Raw genomic sequence first — 17,762 nt, forward strand, 5'->3', positions numbered from 1 at the left:
GAGCTTACACGAGTAAGTGATTCGGGTGAGCGAACGTAGCCAACAACCCTGCGGCTTCAAGGACGAAGGGGTTCAGATACCGTCGCCGTACTCAAAACCGTGGCTCATCCCATTGAAATGCTGGTCCATATCCAGCGAGGGTTTGTCACTCTCCGGCTTGCCAACAATGCGGGCGGGAACACCGGCGGCAGTCGTGTGAGCAGGTACGGCTTGCAACACTACTGACCCAGCACCAATTTTAGCACCGCGTCCAACTTCAATGTTTCCCAAGATTTTCGCACCAGCGCCAATCATCACACCTTCGCGGATCTTCGGATGGCGATCACCACTGGTTTTGCCAGTCCCACCCAAGGTAACGGATTGCAGGATGGAAACATCATTTTCAACCACCGCAGTTTCACCAATCACGATGCCGGTGGCGTGGTCTAGCATGATGCCGCAACCAATAGTCGCCGCAGGGTGAATATCCACTCCAAAAGCGACAGAGACTTGATTTTGCAGGTAAATAGCCAACGCTTTGCGATCTTGCGCCCACAACCAATGACCAATGCGGTAGGCCTGTAAAGCATGGAAGCCCTTCAGGTACAGTAATGGCGTGGAATATTTGTCAACCGCGGGGTCACGCAACCGTACAGCCAGAATATCGCGCGCAGCAGAGACGATCATCTGTGCATCAGCACGATAGGCATCTTCAACCACTTCACGGATAGCAATAGCGGGCATGATGGGATTAGCTAACTTATTCGCCAGAATATAGCTCAGCGCACTGCCTAAATTTTCATGCTTCAATAATGTCGCGTGAAAAAAACTCGCCAGCATCGGTTCACACTCTGCCAGTGCTCTAGCTTCTGATTTAATGCTACTCCAGACCAGCTCTAACTCTTCTGACGACATTGCATACTCCTGCCCATAAACGAGCCGCTTTGGGGAACGACCAAAGCAACTCATACCCTCTTCATGGGAGCGGCCCCCCATGACATTGGGTATATCATTATTATTTTATTGCAGCTAACCCGCCCAATCTATCAAATGCCGCTTTTCTCATCTTTTTTGGTCCGACCCAATAAAGTCAGCGCCGCTTCACGGGCATTTTTGTGGCAATACAACACCTGATAAATTTGTTCGGTTATTGGCATCTCGACACCATGGCGCTGCGCTAATGCCAGAACTTCCTTGGTATTGCGGTAACCTTCAACCACCTGACCAATTTTGTCCTGCGCTTCTTGTACGCCCAATCCCTGGCCTAGCATGATACCAAACCGGCGGTTACGGGATTGATTATCCGTGCAGGTTAGCACCAAATCACCTAACCCTGCCATGCCCATAAAGGTGGAGGGATCCGCACCTAATGCCGCACCCAGACGAGACATTTCAGCCAAGCCACGGGTTATCAAGGCAGTACGAGCATTTGCGCCAAAACCAATGCCATCAGACATCCCGGCACCAATGGCAATCACGTTTTTAACCGCGCCGCCCAGCTGCACCCCGATAAAATCAGGATTACTGTAAACCCGGAAGCTTTTGCCACAGTGCAATAACTGTTGTAGATCTTCGCTAAATTGCACATCCGTTGATGCCAGCGCAATTGCCGTGGGTAGACCCGCAGCCAGCTCTTTGGCAAAGGTTGGGCCGGAAATCACCGCCAGCGGGATGGTCTCTCCCAGAACTTCTCGCGCCACATCTGCAAGTAAGCGGCCAGTTTCTGCCTCAAGTCCTTTAGTTGCCCAAACAATGCGCGCATCTGGGCGTAAATGAGGTTTTAACTGGTTTAATACCGCGCCGAAAACATGGCTTGGCACGACCACCAGCACATCACGACTGGCTGCCAGCGCACGGGTGAGATCAGTTTCCAGTAACAGAGTATCCGGGAAAGGAACATCGGGCAGGAAGGCTTGGTTACAACGGTCTTGTTGTAGAACCTGAATGTGCTTAGGGTCATGACCCCATAACACGACTTGATGGCCATTACGCGCCAGCGTAATGGCTAATGCGGTGCCGTAAGATCCGGCACCGATTACAGTCATTGAAGCATGGGTGGTGTTCATCAGGCATCCTGACGTTGTTCAGCACCTTCGCCTTCAGCCTGCTGTTGCAGATAGTTCATGAACAGGGCATCAAAGTTAACCGGTGCCAGATTCAGCTGTGGGAAAGTACCGCGAGAAACCAAGCTAGTGATGCATTCACGCGCATACGGGAACAAAATGTTCGGGCAGTATGCACCTAAGCAATGCGCCAGTTGGGTGCCTTCGATACCAGCAACAGAGAAGATACCGCCCTGCTGAACTTCACACAGAAATGCAGTTTCTTCGCCCAAAGAAGCCGTTACCGTCACACGCAGTACCACTTCATACACATCTTCAGCCAGCTGACTGGAAGCAGTATCAAGATCAAGTTTAACTTCTGGCTGCCAATCCTGCTGGAAAACCTGCGGAGCATTAGGTGCTTCGAAGGAGATATCCTTGGTGTAGATACGTTGGATCTGGAAAGCCATCTCGGTGTTGTTTTGTTCTGACATGTGTATAGATACCCTAAAGTTAGACGTCCTTATTAAACAGCACTGCCGCCGTGGGCTCTGTCCATTAATTTAATGGGACCCACTGGCGAGTTAAAGCAGCGGGTCAAGCCCACCGCGCGCATCCAGGGCATGTAAATCATCACAGCCACCGATATGCTGCCCATCAATAAATATCTGAGGTACCGTCGTCCGTCCGCTACGAGCAATCATCTCTTCACGTTTAGCCGGGTCATTATCAATTGCGATTTCATGGAAAGCCGCACCTTTGCTGTTCAACAGTGCTTTAGCACGATGGCAGTATGGGCAGGTTGCTTTGGTATAAATCTCAATTTTCGCCATGGGTACACCTCAGTTAAATTTATAATCTATTGATATAGCGAATTATTATAGCAATTACTTACCGCGCGCCAGTGGCAGATTCTCACCACTCCAACCAGCGATACCCTCTTTCAAGGTAAACACGCGCTCAAAACCGGCTTTATTCAGCAGGTCAGCGGAAGCACGGGAGGTTGTCCCGGTGGCACAAACTACAATAATAGGCTGTGCTTTGTGCTTTTCCAACTCGCCCAGACTGCCGTTTTTGATATCACTTGGCAGCAAATTGATAGAACTGGCGATATGGCCCTTGCGGTAATCATCACGGGTGCGGATATCAACCACAACCGCATCTTCTTTGTTAATCAGACGAGTCGCTTCACCACGGGTAATCTCTTTCACTTTTGACAGTGTCGTTTTAAAGCTGGTGAAAATTACGGCGACGAACAACGCCACCCAAGCCAGACTCAAAACTGGATGCTGGCTAATGAATTGCATAATTTCTTGCAACATGGGGGTAAAAACTCCCGTTAGTTAGGGGATAATATTCAAGGTGACAGAGTATACCTGCGCGTTGCGGCAAATACAGCCAATATGCAAGCGCTATTGCAGAAACTGCGAGCAATCTCGGGAAGTTTTATCACCGCTTTGATGATATTTCCCCAAAACCTCACCCCAATGTTGATCTCTTTGGGCTATTTTTAACCGGTTTTGTAGTAAATTACCGCCTTTCTACATAATAAAAAGGTTATGCAATGTCGAGCACTAAAAAACCACTGGTTCTCACTATTCTAGACGGCTATGGCCACCGTGAAGAACAACAGGATAACGCCATTCTGAATGCCAAAACGCCAGTTATGGACCGTTTATGGCAGCAACAGCCTCACACATTGATTGCCGCTTCCGGTCTGGATGTGGGTCTGCCTGATGGGCAGATGGGTAACTCTGAAGTGGGCCACGTCAACTTAGGTGCGGGTCGTATTGTTTATCAGGATTTGACTCGTCTCGACAAAGAAATCAAAGAGGGTGACTTTTTCACCAACCCAACCCTGACTGCCGCCATTGATAAAGCGGTTAAAGCAGGTAAAGCTGTCCATATCATGGGTCTGCTGTCTGCCGGTGGTGTCCACAGCCACGAAGACCACATTCTGGCGATGGTTGAGCTAGCAGCCAAACGCGGTGCAACGGCAATTTATCTGCATGCCTTCCTCGATGGACGCGACACACCACCGCGCAGTGCTGAATCATCACTGAAACGATTCACTGAGAAGTTTGCTGAACTGGGTAAAGGCCGCATTGCCTCTATCATTGGCCGCTACTATGCCATGGACCGCGATAACCGCTGGGATCGTGTACAGCTGGCTTACGACTTACTGACTCAAGCCAAAGGCGAATTCACCACTGATAACGCGGTTACTGGTCTACAAGCCGCCTATGCCCGCAATGAAAATGACGAATTCGTTAGACCAACCGTCATTAAAGCAGCTGGCGACGCTGATGCTGCCATGAACGATGGTGACGCGTTAATCTTTATGAACTTCCGTGCTGACCGCGCCCGTCAAATCACTCGCACCTTTGTTAATGCTGATTTTGACGGTTTCAAACGCGATAAAGTGGTTAACTTCGGCGATTTCGTAATGCTGACTGAATATGCTGCGGATATTAAAGTCGCTTGTGCTTATCCACCAGCATCACTGACGAATACTTTTGGCGAATGGTTGATGAAGCATGACAAAACTCAGCTTCGTATTTCTGAAACTGAAAAATATGCTCACGTCACTTTCTTCTATAACGGCGGCGTTGAAGAGCCATTTAAAGGTGAAGATCGCATTCTGATTAACTCACCGAAAGTGGCAACCTATGACTTGCAACCAGAAATGAGCTCTGCAGAACTGACCGAAAAACTGGTCGGTGCTATCGCCAGCGGCAAATATGATGTGATCATTTGTAACTATCCAAATGGTGATATGGTCGGTCATACCGGTGATTATGATGCTGCGGTAAAAGCAGTAGAAACACTGGATAATTGCATTGAACAAGTGGTTGCCGCAGTGAAGGCCGTTGATGGCCAATTGCTGATAACCGCAGACCACGGCAACGCTGAGCAGATGCGTGACCCAGCAACTGGCCAGGCACACACCGCCCATACCAGCCTGCCTGTTCCGCTGATTTATGTCGGCAACAAAGAGGTTAAAGCGGTCGAGGGTGGCAAACTTTCAGATATCGCACCAACCATGTTGTCACTAATGGAAATGGAAATCCCGCAAGAGATGACTGGTAAGCCGCTGTTCATCGTGGAATAATCCTTCGTTATGAAGGAAAAGGCGTCATTTGCGATATCAATGGTTACGGCAGATAGCATTGCTGGCAATAAAGAGGTCACTTCTATATTGCCGGCTAAGATAGTGCGTCGTCCGTGGTCAGCACTGTACGCCAGCGTTTTTTGCGCTGGCGTATTGTTGTTGCCATTATCTGGCAATACCGCTGATGCTCCGGCAGCCGCTAAAGCGGCAGATAACAAAACCCAGTTGAAGACTATTCAGCAGGATATCGCCGAGAAAGAAAAAAGTGTTCAGCAACAGAAACTGCAACGCAGTTCATTGCTCGATCAGCTGAAGCAGCAGGAAAATATCATAGCTCAGGCCAGCCGTAGCCTGCGTGAAACCCAAGGCACCCTGACTACACTCGATAAAGAAATCTCCAGCCTTAACGCTTCCATTGCCAAGCTACAAAGCAAACAATCCCAGCAGCAAGATCTGCTATCAAAACAACTCGATGCCGCCTTTAAACAAGGCCAGCATAGCGGTTTACAGCTTATTTTAAGTGGTGAAGAGAGCCAGCGCAGTGAGCGTATTTTGGCCTATTTCAGTTATCTCAATGAAGCCCGCCAAAAATCAATTATCGAGCTGGAACAGACTCGTACCGATTTGTCTGCTGAGAAGAAGACGCTGGAACAAAAGAAAAATCAGCAAAAAACGTTGTTGGATGAGCAAAAAACTCAACAAGAAAAGCTGGAGCAAGCACGTACTGCACGTAAGAAAACCCTGACTTCGCTGGAAGCCTCGCTGGAAAAAGATCAGCAGGGTCTGGCGGAGCTAAAACTGAATGAATCACGTCTGCGCGACCAAATTGCCAAAGCTGAGCGGGAAGCCAAAGCCCGAGCAGAGCGGGAAGCAAAAGAAGCGGCTCGCGTACGTGAACAAGTGAAAGCCAAAGAACAACAAGCCAAGAAAACCGGCTCCAGCTATAAGCCAAGTGAAAGCGAACGCTCATTAATGGCAAGAACCGGCGGTTTAGGGCGACCAAGTGCCCAAGCCGTTTGGCCAGTTCGTGGCAATGTGACCCACCGCTTCGGTGAAGCGTTGCAAGGTGAGCTACGCTGGAAAGGCATGGTGATTTCCGCGCCAGAAGGCAGCGAAGTCAAAGCGATCGCTGATGGCCGGGTACTACTGGCCGACTGGCTGCAAGGCTATGGCCTGGTGGTGGTGGTTGAGCACGGAAAAGGGGATATGAGTTTATATGGCTACAACCAGAGTGCGTTGGTCAATGTTGGTGCGCAAGTGAAAGCAGGCCAGCCAATTGCTCTGGTTGGGACCAGTGGCGGTCAGGGTGAGCCCTCACTCTATTTTGAAATCCGCCGTCAGGGACAAGCTGTTAACCCACAACCCTGGTTAGGAAGATAGGGAACAACGTTAGGGAACATGTATTGCGCTATTTCAACACACGTCGGTTTATCATAGTAAGCACCCTGCTCATCGCCAATGCCGCACAGGCGGGCAAACTTTCAATTGTTATTGATGACTTTGGTTATCGCCCCCAGAATGAAAACAAGGTATTACAGATGCCGCTACCCATTTCGGTGGCAATCCTGCCTAATGCCCCTTACGCCAAAGAGATGGCGGTCAAAGCCCATAATCAAGGGCGTGAAATCCTGATTCACCTGCCGATGGCGCCGCTGAGTAAACAGCCATTGGAGCGCGATACCTTGCAGCCCTCCATGAGCAGCGAAGAAATCCAGCGTATCATTCGTCAGGCGGTGAATAACGTCCCCTACGCAACCGGTATGAATAATCATATGGGTAGCGCGATGACCTCCAGCTTGCCCGGTATGCAGAAAGTGATGCAGACACTGGAACATTATCAGCTCTATTTCCTCGACAGTGTGACCATCGGTAATAGTCAGGCCAGCAAGGCAGCCGAAGGGACTGGCGTCAAAGTGATTAAGCGAAAAGTCTTTTTAGATGACTCGCAAAACGAAGCGGCGATTCGCCAGCAATTTAATCGCGCAGTAGATTTGGCACGCCGTAATGGCTCCGCGATTGCTATCGGTCACCCACATCCAGCCACCATTAAAGTGCTGCAACAAATGTTGCCCCAGTTGCCTGCGGATATCGTATTAGTCAGGCCTAGCGCACTGCTCAATGAGCCGGTAAGCAATAATAATGGTAGTAGCGGCGTCTTACCAGGTAAGACAAAACCGCACTTCCCGGCGAAAAATGAACGTCTGAAAGCTATCAAGCAATGCAATGCAAAAGCCAGCTATGTACCAGAGAAGATCTACGCCGATAGGATGTTTACTATTATTGGTGAGAGCTTGATGCAGAACCCGGCAATCGCCTTTGTGCAGCGCTATTGGCAACAATATTTTCCACCCGCGCCGGTAGTGCCTGAAAGTGAAAAAACAGAGCCACCGGCAAGCAAATCAACACCCCAGAAATAGATACAACAATGGGGCAGCCATCACTGACTGCCCCATTTTGTGCTACTTCAGATGACACTCCAAAGCCATTGGAGTTGCAGGTAGGTGGCGAGCCAACCTATCCCAACCACCCGAAGTCAGCGGATGAGTGTTAATCCCAACTCAATACCACTTTCCCAGATTTACCTGAGCGCATGGCATCAAACCCTTGCTGGAATTCATCAATAGAGAAACGGTGAGTGATAATCGGGGTTAAATCCAAACCAGACTGAATCAATGCCGCCATTTTGTACCAGGTTTCAAACATCTCGCGGCCATAAATCCCTTTGATAAACAGCCCCTTGAAAATCACCTGATTCCAATCGATAGACATGTCAGACGGCGGTATTCCCAGCATCGCAATACGCCCACCGTGATTCATTGAGTTTAGTAATGTACGGAATGCAGGCGGCGCACCGGACATTTCCAGCCCCACATCAAACCCTTCAGTCATGCCCAGCTCAGCCATAACATCATTTAGATTTTCTTTAGTGACGTTAACCGCGCGGGTCACACCCATTTTGCGCGCCAGATCCAGACGATATTCATTCACATCAGTGATAACGACATGGCGGGCACCGACATGCTTACACACCGCAGCGGCCATAATGCCAATCGGACCAGCACCGGAGACCAATACATCTTCCCCAACCAAATCAAAGGATAACGCGGTATGTACCGCATTACCGAATGGGTCAAAAATAGCGGCTAGCTCATCAGAGATATTGTCGGGGATTTTGAAAGCATTAAAGGCAGGAATCACCAGATATTCGGCAAAAGAGCCCGGGCGATTCACACCGACACCGACAGTATTGCGGCAAAGATGGGTACGACCACCACGGCAGTTACGGCAATGTCCGCAGGTAATATGGCCTTCGCCAGACACCCGGTCACCAATATTAAAGCCTTTAACTTCCTGACCAATAGCGACAATTTCACCCACATATTCATGGCCGACCACCATAGGAACAGGGATAGTTTTTTGTGACCATTCATCCCAGTTATAGATATGCACATCGGTGCCACAAATAGCTGTTTTGCGAATTTTGATCATGATGTCGTTGTGTCCCAGCTCTGGCTGCGGCACCTCGGTCATCCAAATACCTTCTTCTGCTTTCAACTTGGACAGGGCTTTCATAGACGAGACTTTCATGAACCATTCCTTACGCAATAACGTTAAGCTGTTTACCAATACGCACGAAGGCTTCAACAGCCTGCTCAACCTGCTCTGGTGTGTGATCCGCCGACATCTGGGTGCGAATTCGCGCCTGCCCCTTCGGCACCACCGGATAGAAGAAACCAGTGACGTAAATACCCTCTTTCAACAATGCATTAGCAAACTCTTGTGCCAATGTCGCGTCGCCCAGCATCACGGGGATGATGGCATGATCGGCACCAGCTAATGTGAAGCCAGCGGCACTCATTTTCTCGCGGAATAAACGGGCATTGGCCCATAAGCGATCGCGCAGTTCAGCACCCTCTTCCAATAGCGACAACACTTCAATTGAGGCAGCAACAATTGCTGGGGCCAATGAGTTTGAGAATAAATAGGGCCGTGAGCGCTGGCGCAGCCACTCAACCACGTCTTTACGCCCTGCGGTATAACCACCCGATGCGCCGCCCAGTGCCTTACCCAAGGTGCCAGTAATAATATCGACGCGGCCCATCACTTCGCAGTATTCATGAGTACCGCGGCCATTGGCCCCAACAAAACCGACAGCATGGGAGTCATCGACCATCACTAGCGCCTGATACTCATCGGCCAAGTCACAAACCCCCTTCAAGTTGGCAATCACACCATCCATTGAGAACACACCGTCGGTGGCGATCATAATATGGCGCGCGCCGTCGGCTTTGGCTTGTGCTAGCTGGGTTCTCAGCTCGCTCATATCGTTGTTGGCATAACGGTAACGCTTCGCTTTACATAACCGTACTCCATCAATGATGGAAGCATGATTCAGTGCATCAGAAATAATGGCGTCTTCTGGCCCTAATAGCGTTTCAAACAGACCGCCGTTCGCATCAAAGCAGGAGGAATAGAGAATGGCATCTTCCATCCCCAGGAAGCTGGCCAACTTTTGTTCAAGCTCTTTATGGGTATCTTGAGTGCCACAGATAAAACGAACCGAGGCCATACCAAAGCCATGAGTATCCATGCCTTTTTTGGCGGCCGCGATCAGCCGTGGATGATTTGCCAGCCCCAAATAGTTATTGGCGCAAAAATTGATTACATGGCGGCCATCCGCCACAGCAATATCCGCTTGTTGGGCGGAAGTAATGATCCGTTCGTTTTTATACAGCCCTTCAGCACGGGTCGTTTTGAGTTGTTGTTCTAATTGCTGATAAAAAGGGTTTCTATCAAAAGACAGGGACATGCGGTTATCTCCAGGATTGGCAGTTTCACCGTACATTTTACTGCCTGACGGGGGAGCTGACGAGAAACCTTGTCTTATATTATAAAAAATGCAGCACATATCACGGTGAAGATTCCTAAACCCGCATAGAAACGTTGAGATTAAGCCCTTTCGGCTGTGCGCTATCCTATGAAATGTTATGATAACGACAAATTAGCGTGGGACATAGTGTCCGACCAAGAAGATTAGCAAGGGTGAACCTGATGATTATCGTCACTGGCGGCGCCGGTTTTATTGGCAGCAATATCGTTAAGGCACTGAATAATATCGGCTATAAAGATATTCTGGTTGTAGATAACCTGAAAGACGGCACTAAATTCGTCAATCTGGTTGATCTGGATATCGCTGATTACATGGATAAAGAAGATTTTGTCGCCAGCATTGTTGCCGGTGATGATATGGGTGATATCGATGCAATTTTCCATGAAGGTGCCTGTTCTTCCACCACCGAGTGGGATGGCAAGTACATGATGGATAACAACTATCAGTATTCTAAAGATATCCTGCATTTCTGTCTGGATCGCGGCATTCCATTCCTGTATGCCTCATCTGCTGCCACTTATGGCGGGCGTACTGATAACTTCATTGAAGATCGCCAATACGAACAACCACTTAACGTTTATGGTTATTCCAAATTCCTATTTGATCAGTATGTGCGCGAGATCCTGCCGCAAGCTGATTCACAGATTTGTGGGTTCCGTTATTTCAACGTTTATGGCCCACGCGAAGGGCACAAAGGCAGCATGGCTAGCGTTGCCTTCCACCTGAATAACCAGATCAATGCAGGTGAAAATCCTAAGTTGTTCTCCGGCAGCGAAAACTTCAAACGCGATTTCATCTATGTGGGTGATGTCGCTGACGTTAATCTGTGGTTCTGGCAAAACGGCGTATCGGGCATTTTCAACTGCGGCACGGGTCGCGCTGAATCTTTCCAGGCTGTTGCTGATGCGGTGGTGGATTTCCACCAAAGCGGGCCGGTGGAATACATTGAATTCCCAGAAAAACTAAAAGGCCGCTATCAGGCATACACGCAAGCTGATCTGACCAATTTGCGTGCTGCCGGCTATGACAAGCCGTTCAAAACAGTCGCTGAAGGCGTCAAAGAATATCTGGCTTGGCTCAATCGCTCAGTTTAAATCACTTGCTGCAAGGAATTGATAAACGGTATGAAAATACTGGTCATCGGCCCTTCTTGGGTTGGCGATATGATGATGTCGCAAAGTCTGTACCGTACCCTGAAGGCCGAATATCCGGCAGCAGATATTGATGTGATGGCACCCGCGTGGTGCCGTCCGCTTTTGGCCAGAATGCCCGAAGTACGTCACGCAGTCCCAATGCCATTAGGCCATGGGGTTTTTGCTTTTGATGAGCGCCGCCGCTTAGGGCTGGCATTACGTGAGACCGGCTATGACCGCGCTTACGTGTTACCTAACTCGTTTAAATCCGCACTAATTCCTTATTTCTCAGGAATTAAGCAACGTATTGGTTGGCGGGGTGAGATGCGCTATTTCTTGCTCAACGATATGCGCATTCTGGATAAACAAGCTTTTCCAATGATGGTTCAGCGCTATGTGGCGCTGGCCTATGATAAAGAGCGAATCCACTCAGCCGAAGATTTACCGCAGCCTTTACTATGGCCACAGTTACAGGTTCGAGATGAAGAAATTGCCGAAGTTACCGCATCATTCAATCTCACCGATAGTCGGCCTATTATTGGATTCTGCCCCGGCGCAGAATTTGGTCCGGCAAAACGTTGGCCACATTATCACTATGCTCAGTTGGCCCAAAAACTGATTGATGCAGGTTATCGAGTCATCTTATTAGGTTCAGCCAAAGATAATGAAGCCGGTGAAGAAATTCGTCAGGCACTAGACGAAAGCGCTCGCGAGTATTGCCTCAATTTGGCGGGTCAGACCTCGCTGGATCAAGCGGTTGTCATGATTGCAGCCTGTATTGCCGTGGTCAGCAATGACTCTGGTTTGATGCATGTTGCGGCGGCATTAAATAAGCCTTTAGTCGCCTTATATGGCCCAAGCAGCCCTGATTTCACGCCACCGCTATCTGACAAAGCCACGGTTATTCGCCTGATTACCGGCTATCACAAAGTGCGTAAAGGCGATAGCGCACAGGGTTATCATCAGAGCTTGATTGATATCCAACCGGAACAAGTGATGGCGGCTCTTGAAGCACAATTAGCCGCACTTAAAAGTACCGTCAGTGAGGCTGATTAATGCATGTATTAATCGTTAAAACCTCTTCAATGGGCGATGTTTTGCATACTTTGCCCGCACTGACAGATGCAATGAATGCCATTCCCGATATTCGCTTTGATTGGGTGGTAGAAGAAGGATTCAGCCAGATCCCCAGTTGGCATCCGGCGGTAGATAAAGTTATCCCGGTGGCTATTCGTCGCTGGCGTAAGAATTGGTTTGGTAGTGATACTCGGCAAGAACGCTGTGATTTTAAACGCGTTGTGCAGCAGCGCAGTTATGATGTGGTGATTGATGCTCAGGGGCTGATTAAAAGCGCCGCATTGATTACTCGCATCGCCAAAGGGATTAAACATGGCCCGGATTGCAAAAGCGCCCGTGAGCCATTTGCCAGTTGGTTTTATAACTGCCGCCATGAAATTGATACCAAACTGCATGCCGTCGAGCGCATACGCCAACTGTTTGCCAAAAGCCTCGGCTATGATAAACCAGAAAGTCACGGCGATTATGCCATCGCGCAACGGTTTTTAAATCAGCTACCTGCCGATGCCGGTCAGTATCTGGTTTTCCTGCATGCAACAACCCGCGATAGCAAGCACTGGCCTGAAAGCCATTGGTTGAAACTGATTGAGTTGGTCGCGCCTACGGGTTTAAAAATAAAATTACCCTGGGGTGCGGAACATGAATACCACCGAGCGGTACGATTAGCGGCAGGTTTTCCTCATGTTGAGGTCTTGCCTAAACTCAGTCTTCAGCAAGTGGCTGAGGTTCTGGCGGGGGCAAAAGCGGTAGTTTCCGTGGATACCGGCCTGAGTCATCTAACCGCCGCACTGGATCGCCCCAATATCACGCTGTTTGGCCCGACCGACCCCGGTTTGATTGGTGGTTATGGGAAAAACCAGGTAGCTGTTATTTCCGAGCAAAAAAGCATGGATACTATTGCTGCTGAAACCATTATGGCGCGATTGGAAACACTGATTTCATAAGCGGCAATTATTTCTAGCCGGATTATGTGTAGCCAAAAACTCTGTCAGTTAATATTTGCTGTCTCATCCCAATCAACTCTGATCATTAACAGGGTTGATTGGTGCTACCCCCAAAATAGTTAAGCCTTGCTAATATATTATTCAAGTTATTAAGAGAGTCTGTTAATTCACATACAGCGAATAACCGTTCATTGTTTCTTTACCTGCCCAATTAATTACTCACAATAATGTCAATATAGCCAAAGTAATTAGAAGGAACGATAACACACTGAGGAACCGGATATTATTAGCTAAAAATGTCACTGCTGAATAAACTGTTGGTATCTATGGCTACCTCATTAATTACATCAACACTTAATGACAATCATTCTCATTTTTAAAACAGAAAAATCAATTTTTTGGCCTCTCATTTGTTGAAATTTTATATTCTTTTTTATGAATGGCCTTGCCTTACTTAGGTTATCAAGCGGCCCCAGTGGAAAAGAGCCTTTCTTGTTCAAATATGGTATTATTCTTAATAATCCATATAAATGAAATTGATAGAATGTTGCTGCGTTTATATCAGGTATTACTCTACCTTATTCAACCTCTGATTTGGTTGCGGTTGCTGCTGCGTAGCCGTAAAGCCCCCGCTTATCGCAAGCGCTGGGGAGAACGCTATGGTTTCTGTGCCGGTAAAGTTGTCGCTGGCGGCATTATGCTGCATTCAGTTTCAGTCGGTGAAACACTGGCTGCTATTCCATTAGTCAGAGCATTGCGTCATCGCTATCCTTCTTTGCCAATTACTGTGACCACCATGACCCCAACCGGTTCTGAGCGAGTTCAGTCTGCTTTTGGTAAAGATGTTCACCACGTTTATCTTCCCTACGATCTTCCCGGTTCGGTGAATCGTTTTCTTGATCAGGTCAATCCTAAGCTGGTCATTATCATGGAAACAGAACTGTGGCCTAACCTGATTAATGCCCTGCATCGTCGCAAGATACCCTTGGTGATTGCTAATGCGCGTCTTTCTGCCCGCTCAGCCGCAGGTTATAAGAAGATCGGTAGTTTTATCCGCAATATGCTACAGCGCATCACATTAATTGCTGCACAAAATCAAGAAGATGGCGATCGCTTTATCGAATTGGGCCTCCGTCGCTCACAACTGACCGTAACCGGCAGTCTGAAATTCGATATTTCAGTCACACCTGAATTAGCCGCCAGAGCAATCACTTTACGCCGCCAATGGGCACCGCATCGCCCAGTCTGGATTGCTACCAGCACCCATGACGGCGAAGAGACCATTTTACTGGAAGCCCACCGGCAATTATTGCAGCGCTTTCCAACATTATTACTGATTCTGGTGCCCCGCCATCCCGAACGGTTCCCTAAAGCGGTTGAATTAACACAAAAAGCTGGGCTGAGTTACACATTGCGCAGCAAAGGCGAAATCCCTTCGGCCAGTACACAAGTGGTGATCGGCGATACCATGGGTGAATTGATGCTGTTGTACGGCATTGCTGATTTGGCCTTTGTCGGCGGTAGCTTGGTTGAGCGTGGTGGTCATAACCCATTGGAAGCAGCGGCTCATGCCATCCCCGTGCTGATGGGGCCACATACATTTAACTTCAAAGATATCTGTGCCAAGCTGGAACAAGCCGAAGGGCTGATTACCGTCACCGATACTCTCTCGTTGGTAAAAGAAATTACCATGCTGCTGACCGATGAAGATTGCCGCCTCTATTATGGCCGTCACGCAGTTGATGTATTGCATGAAAATCAGGGCGCACTACAACGGTTACTACACTTGCTGGAGCCTTATCTGCCGCAACGGAGCCACTAAATGAGTGCAAAAAAACGCCTATCAGTGGTGATGATTGCCAAAAACGAAGCCTCGCTACTGGCGGATTGTTTGGCATCCGTTATTTGGGCTGATGAAATAGTGGTATTGGATTCAGGCAGTGAAGATGAAACCGTCGCATTAGCCCAACAATATGGCGCAAAAGTTTACAGCAACACCGAATGGCCGGGTTATGGCAAGCAACGGCAATTAGCCCAACAGTATGCCACTGGCGATTACATTCTGATGCTAGATGCTGATGAGCGAGTCACTCCTGAGCTTAAAGCCGCGATTGAAGCTGTCTTATTGGCACCAGAAGATGGCGCGGTGTATAGCTGCGCGCGGCGAAATCTATTTTTAGGCCGCTTTATGCGCCACAGTGGCTGGTATCCCGATAGAGTCACCCGGTTATATCCGCACCACCAATACCGCTATAACGATGATTTAGTTCATGAATCACTTGAGAGCGGCACCGCTAAAGTTATCCCGCTGGCAGGTGATTTATTGCATCTGACCTGTCGCGACTTCTTTGATTTTCAACGTAAACAGCTTAACTATGCTCAAGCATGGGCGAATCAGCGCCATCAACAGGGTAAGAGTTGCAGTTATTTTTCAATTCTCAGCCATACTCTCGGGGCATTTTGCAAAACATGGTTATTACGTGCCGGTTTCCTTGATGGTAAACAAGGGCTATTGCTGGCGGTGGTAAACGCGCAATATACCTTTAATAAATATGCGGCTCTGTGGGCATTGAGCCATCAATATCAGAAAAGCGAGAACTCATGACCACTAAAGCCATCTATCCGGGGACATTTGATCCTATTACCAATGGGCATTTGGATTTAGTCACTCGCGCGTCAGAAATGTTTAATCACGTGATTCTGGCTATTGCGGACAGCTCCAGCAAAAAGCCGATGTTTACTTTGGCCGAGCGAGTAGCCTTGGCAAAGCAAGTGACTGCGCCACTGAAGAATGTTGAAGTGTTGGGATTCAGTGAGCTGATGGCAGAATTTGCCAAAAAGCATGATGCAAATATTTTGGTGCGTGGTTTACGCTCAGTTTCAGATTTCGAATATGAATGGCAACTGGCAAATATGAATCGTCACCTGATGCCAAAACTGGAAAGTGTCTTTCTGATGCCGTCGGAGAAGTGGTCGTTTATCTCATCTTCTTTAGTCAAAGAAGTGGCGCGCCATGGTGGCGACATCACGCCATTCCTTCCAGCGCCCGTCACCAAGGCGCTAATGACCAAGCTGGCTAAGTAACAGATAAATAGCGTTAATGCTGGCAGTGACGGCAAAAGAATGTGCTGCGCTGCCCATGTTTTGCAATTTCAATCAATTGCCCACATTGGCGGCATGGCTCACCTGCCCGCCCATAGACCTGTAGCTCTTGAGCAAAATAACCGGGTTTGCCATCTGACTGTAAAAAATCGCGCAATGTCGTACCCCCTTGCTCAATAGAGTGCAATAACACCGCTTTTATCGTGGCCACTAACCGTGCAGTTTCTACTTCGGTTAATGAACCTGCAGCACGCTCTGGCAAGATACCGGCAGCAAATAAAGATTCACTGGCGTAAATATTACCAACCCCCACCACCACTTTGTTATCCATCAACCACTGTTTAACCACAGTGCGCTTGTTGCGTGATTTATCAAGCAGATACTCAGCCGTGAATTCATCGCTCAAAGGTTCTGGCCCTAGATGCGCGAGTACGTTACTGGTTTCAAGGTCTTTCGCCCATAGCCAGGCACCAAAGCGGCGTGGGTCGGTATAACGCAGTATTTTACCGTTACTGATCACCAAATCGACGTGATCATGTTTTTCCGGCTCGGTTTCTTCCGACAAAATGCGCAAGCTACCTGACATCCCCAGATGTACGATAATCCAGCCTGTTTTCAGTTCTAGCAGTAAATATTTTGCCCGACGCTGAACACTTAATACGGGTTGGTCACTGAGTGCGAGGATTTCATCGGATACCGGCCAGCGTAAGCGAGCATTTCTCACCACTGCATAGAGAATGGTCTGGCCGACAAGATAAGGTTCGATCCCGCGTCGGCTGGTTTCAACTTCTGGTAATTCAGGCATGCAACCTCCCTAAACGTATCTCACTGTACTTTATATAATAAAAAACCCGGCCGAGGCCGGGTTTTCTTAATCCACCAAAATTAAAATTATTTAATTTTAGCTTCTTTGTAGATCACGTGTTGACGGACAACTGGATCGAATTTCTTCAATTCCAATTTTTCCGGCTTAGTACGCTTGTTCTTCGTAGTGGTATAGAAGTGACCAGTACCAGCAGAAGAAACCAGCTTGATCTTCTCGCGAACACCTTTAGCCATGATTCAGTTCCTTAATACTTCTCACCGCGGGCGCGAATTTCGGCCAAGACCGTTTCGATACCCTTCTTATCAATAACACGCATACCTTTAGCAGATACACGCAGAGTTACAAAGCGCTTCTCGCCCTCAACCCAAAAACGGTGAGAGTGAAGGTTCGGCAGAAAACGGCGTTTGGTCGCGTTCATTGCGTGGGAACGGTTGTTACCGCTCACCGGGCGCTTGCCAGTAACTTGGCAGACTCGGGACATGTCTATTCTCCAAAAATCAAATCAGCTCGAGCTTCGTATAGGATTTGGCCGCCTCGTCAGGCTTTAGAGCCCATCTCAGCAAATTCACTGAGAAGACTCACTGTCATCAGGTCAGAAACCCCTGTCACCAGGCTATAAACCTGCTGAGATAGGCTCTTCACGCCAAACCCAAGAT

At 48.5% G+C, this 17,762-nt stretch carries 19 protein-coding genes; 9 read left to right on the plus strand and 10 right to left on the minus strand.

Going from position 1 to position 17,762, the window contains the following annotated elements:
• Positions 1-72: 72 nt before the first annotated feature.
• The 5 genes from cysE to N0H69_RS21535 all read right to left on the minus strand — a co-directional run bounded on the left by cysE (position 73) and on the right by N0H69_RS21535 (position 3,343).
• A complete protein-coding gene (cysE, locus tag N0H69_RS21515; RefSeq protein WP_050101084.1) occupies positions 73-894 on the minus strand; it encodes a serine O-acetyltransferase in 822 nt (273 codons plus the stop codon).
• Between the two features lie 131 nt (positions 895-1,025).
• Positions 1,026-2,045, minus strand: a complete 1,020-nt coding sequence (gpsA, locus tag N0H69_RS21520; protein WP_050110428.1) for an NAD(P)H-dependent glycerol-3-phosphate dehydrogenase — start codon at positions 2,043-2,045, stop codon at positions 1,026-1,028.
• Positions 2,045-2,515 carry a protein-export chaperone SecB gene (secB, locus tag N0H69_RS21525; RefSeq protein WP_050101086.1) on the minus strand — a complete coding sequence of 157 codons (471 nt, stop codon included), beginning with the start codon at positions 2,513-2,515 and terminating at the stop codon, positions 2,045-2,047. The genes gpsA and secB overlap by 1 nt, the downstream gene beginning before the upstream one ends.
• Positions 2,516-2,605: 90 nt before the next feature.
• Positions 2,606-2,854, minus strand: coding sequence for a glutaredoxin 3 (gene grxC / locus N0H69_RS21530; protein ID WP_050110427.1), 249 nt, complete (start codon positions 2,852-2,854; stop codon positions 2,606-2,608).
• Between the two features lie 54 nt (positions 2,855-2,908).
• Positions 2,909-3,343, minus strand: coding sequence for a rhodanese-like domain-containing protein (locus N0H69_RS21535; protein WP_050110426.1), 435 nt, complete (start codon positions 3,341-3,343; stop codon positions 2,909-2,911).
• 242 nt (positions 3,344-3,585) lie between these two features.
• On the opposite strand from N0H69_RS21535, the gene gpmM reads away from it, so the two are divergent.
• The 3 genes from gpmM to N0H69_RS21550 are packed head-to-tail and all read left to right on the plus strand — an operon-like array spanning position 3,586 to position 7,550.
• On the plus strand, positions 3,586-5,133 hold the full coding sequence (gene gpmM, locus N0H69_RS21540) for a 2,3-bisphosphoglycerate-independent phosphoglycerate mutase (protein ID WP_050110425.1): 1,548 nt from the start codon (positions 3,586-3,588) through the stop codon (positions 5,131-5,133).
• A 9-nt stretch (positions 5,134-5,142) separates the two neighbouring features.
• Positions 5,143-6,513: a murein hydrolase activator EnvC gene (gene envC / locus N0H69_RS21545; RefSeq protein WP_050152111.1), complete on the plus strand. Its 1,371-nt coding sequence runs from the start codon at positions 5,143-5,145 to the stop codon at positions 6,511-6,513.
• Between the two features lie 23 nt (positions 6,514-6,536).
• Positions 6,537-7,550 (plus strand): divergent polysaccharide deacetylase family protein, encoded by a 1,014-nt coding sequence (locus N0H69_RS21550; protein ID WP_050152110.1) that lies wholly within the window; start codon positions 6,537-6,539, stop codon positions 7,548-7,550.
• A 130-nt stretch (positions 7,551-7,680) separates the two neighbouring features.
• Here N0H69_RS21550 and tdh read toward each other — a convergent pair whose 3' ends face one another.
• Positions 7,681-8,706 (minus strand): L-threonine 3-dehydrogenase, encoded by a 1,026-nt coding sequence (gene tdh / locus N0H69_RS21555; protein ID WP_050110457.1) that lies wholly within the window; start codon positions 8,704-8,706, stop codon positions 7,681-7,683.
• 25 nt (positions 8,707-8,731) lie between these two features.
• Entirely contained in the window at positions 8,732-9,979 is a 1,248-nt protein-coding gene (kbl, locus tag N0H69_RS21560; RefSeq protein ID WP_375541927.1) for a glycine C-acetyltransferase, read from the minus strand.
• A 206-nt stretch (positions 9,980-10,185) separates the two neighbouring features.
• On the opposite strand from kbl, the gene rfaD reads away from it, so the two are divergent.
• From rfaD to coaD, 6 genes are all read left to right on the plus strand, one after another.
• Entirely contained in the window at positions 10,186-11,118 is a 933-nt protein-coding gene (rfaD, locus tag N0H69_RS21565) for an ADP-glyceromanno-heptose 6-epimerase (RefSeq protein ID WP_032911468.1), read from the plus strand.
• 30 nt (positions 11,119-11,148) lie between these two features.
• A complete protein-coding gene (gene rfaF, locus N0H69_RS21570) occupies positions 11,149-12,213 on the plus strand; it encodes an ADP-heptose--LPS heptosyltransferase RfaF (protein ID WP_050110422.1) in 1,065 nt (354 codons plus the stop codon).
• Positions 12,213-13,178: a lipopolysaccharide heptosyltransferase RfaC gene (gene rfaC, locus N0H69_RS21575; protein WP_050152109.1), complete on the plus strand. Its 966-nt coding sequence runs from the start codon at positions 12,213-12,215 to the stop codon at positions 13,176-13,178. Before rfaF ends, rfaC begins: the two co-directional genes overlap by 1 nt.
• Positions 13,179-13,722: 544 nt before the next feature.
• Positions 13,723-15,000, plus strand: a complete 1,278-nt coding sequence (gene waaA / locus N0H69_RS21580; RefSeq protein WP_050110420.1) for a lipid IV(A) 3-deoxy-D-manno-octulosonic acid transferase — start codon at positions 13,723-13,725, stop codon at positions 14,998-15,000.
• Complete coding sequence (locus N0H69_RS21585) at positions 15,001-15,783, plus strand: glycosyltransferase family 2 protein (protein ID WP_050110419.1); 783 nt, start codon at positions 15,001-15,003, stop codon at positions 15,781-15,783.
• Positions 15,780-16,262, plus strand: a complete 483-nt coding sequence (gene coaD, locus N0H69_RS21590) for a pantetheine-phosphate adenylyltransferase (RefSeq protein ID WP_050123955.1) — start codon at positions 15,780-15,782, stop codon at positions 16,260-16,262. The genes N0H69_RS21585 and coaD overlap by 4 nt, the downstream gene beginning before the upstream one ends.
• A 13-nt stretch (positions 16,263-16,275) precedes the next feature.
• Here the strand turns inward: coaD and mutM are convergent, their stop codons facing one another.
• The 3 genes from mutM to rpmB all read right to left on the minus strand — a co-directional run bounded on the left by mutM (position 16,276) and on the right by rpmB (position 17,587).
• On the minus strand, positions 16,276-17,085 hold the full coding sequence (gene mutM / locus N0H69_RS21595) for a bifunctional DNA-formamidopyrimidine glycosylase/DNA-(apurinic or apyrimidinic site) lyase (protein ID WP_050152108.1): 810 nt from the start codon (positions 17,083-17,085) through the stop codon (positions 16,276-16,278).
• A gap of 86 nt (positions 17,086-17,171) precedes the next feature.
• Entirely contained in the window at positions 17,172-17,339 is a 168-nt protein-coding gene (rpmG, locus tag N0H69_RS21600; RefSeq protein WP_004392084.1) for a 50S ribosomal protein L33, read from the minus strand.
• An 11-nt stretch (positions 17,340-17,350) separates the two neighbouring features.
• The gene (rpmB, locus tag N0H69_RS21605; protein ID WP_005164747.1) at positions 17,351-17,587 is read right to left on the minus strand and encodes a 50S ribosomal protein L28; all 237 of its coding nucleotides are present in this window, start codon (positions 17,585-17,587) and stop codon (positions 17,351-17,353) included.
• Positions 17,588-17,762 lie beyond the last annotated feature (175 nt).

Origin of the sequence: Yersinia alsatica, from assembly GCF_025133195.1 — a bacterium.
Lineage (GTDB): Bacteria > Pseudomonadota > Gammaproteobacteria > Enterobacterales > Enterobacteriaceae > Yersinia > Yersinia alsatica.

Excerpts from the sequence above, each read along its gene's own strand:
- cysE (WP_050101084.1), bottom strand. The coding sequence starts at position 894 with ATGTCGTCAGAAGAGTTAGAGCTGGTCTGGAGTAGCATTAAATCAGAA.
- gpsA (WP_050110428.1), bottom strand. The coding sequence starts at position 2,045 with ATGAACACCACCCATGCTTCAATGACTGTAATCGGTGCCGGATCTTAC.
- secB (WP_050101086.1), bottom strand. The coding sequence starts at position 2,515 with ATGTCAGAACAAAACAACACCGAGATGGCTTTCCAGATCCAACGTATC.
- grxC (WP_050110427.1), bottom strand. The coding sequence starts at position 2,854 with ATGGCGAAAATTGAGATTTATACCAAAGCAACCTGCCCATACTGCCAT.
- N0H69_RS21535 (WP_050110426.1), bottom strand. The coding sequence starts at position 3,343 with ATGTTGCAAGAAATTATGCAATTCATTAGCCAGCATCCAGTTTTGAGT.
- gpmM (WP_050110425.1), top strand. The coding sequence starts at position 3,586 with ATGTCGAGCACTAAAAAACCACTGGTTCTCACTATTCTAGACGGCTAT.
- envC (WP_050152111.1), top strand. The coding sequence starts at position 5,143 with ATGAAGGAAAAGGCGTCATTTGCGATATCAATGGTTACGGCAGATAGC.
- tdh (WP_050110457.1), bottom strand. The coding sequence starts at position 8,706 with ATGAAAGCCCTGTCCAAGTTGAAAGCAGAAGAAGGTATTTGGATGACC.
- kbl (WP_375541927.1), bottom strand. The coding sequence starts at position 9,979 with ATGTACGGTGAAACTGCCAATCCTGGAGATAACCGCATGTCCCTGTCT.
- rfaD (WP_032911468.1), top strand. The coding sequence starts at position 10,186 with ATGATTATCGTCACTGGCGGCGCCGGTTTTATTGGCAGCAATATCGTT.
- rfaF (WP_050110422.1), top strand. The coding sequence starts at position 11,149 with ATGAAAATACTGGTCATCGGCCCTTCTTGGGTTGGCGATATGATGATG.
- rfaC (WP_050152109.1), top strand. The coding sequence starts at position 12,213 with ATGCATGTATTAATCGTTAAAACCTCTTCAATGGGCGATGTTTTGCAT.
- waaA (WP_050110420.1), top strand. The coding sequence starts at position 13,723 with ATGTTGCTGCGTTTATATCAGGTATTACTCTACCTTATTCAACCTCTG.
- N0H69_RS21585 (WP_050110419.1), top strand. The coding sequence starts at position 15,001 with ATGAGTGCAAAAAAACGCCTATCAGTGGTGATGATTGCCAAAAACGAA.
- coaD (WP_050123955.1), top strand. The coding sequence starts at position 15,780 with ATGACCACTAAAGCCATCTATCCGGGGACATTTGATCCTATTACCAAT.
- mutM (WP_050152108.1), bottom strand. The coding sequence starts at position 17,085 with ATGCCTGAATTACCAGAAGTTGAAACCAGCCGACGCGGGATCGAACCT.
- rpmG (WP_004392084.1), bottom strand. The coding sequence starts at position 17,339 with ATGGCTAAAGGTGTTCGCGAGAAGATCAAGCTGGTTTCTTCTGCTGGT.
- rpmB (WP_005164747.1), bottom strand. The coding sequence starts at position 17,587 with ATGTCCCGAGTCTGCCAAGTTACTGGCAAGCGCCCGGTGAGCGGTAAC.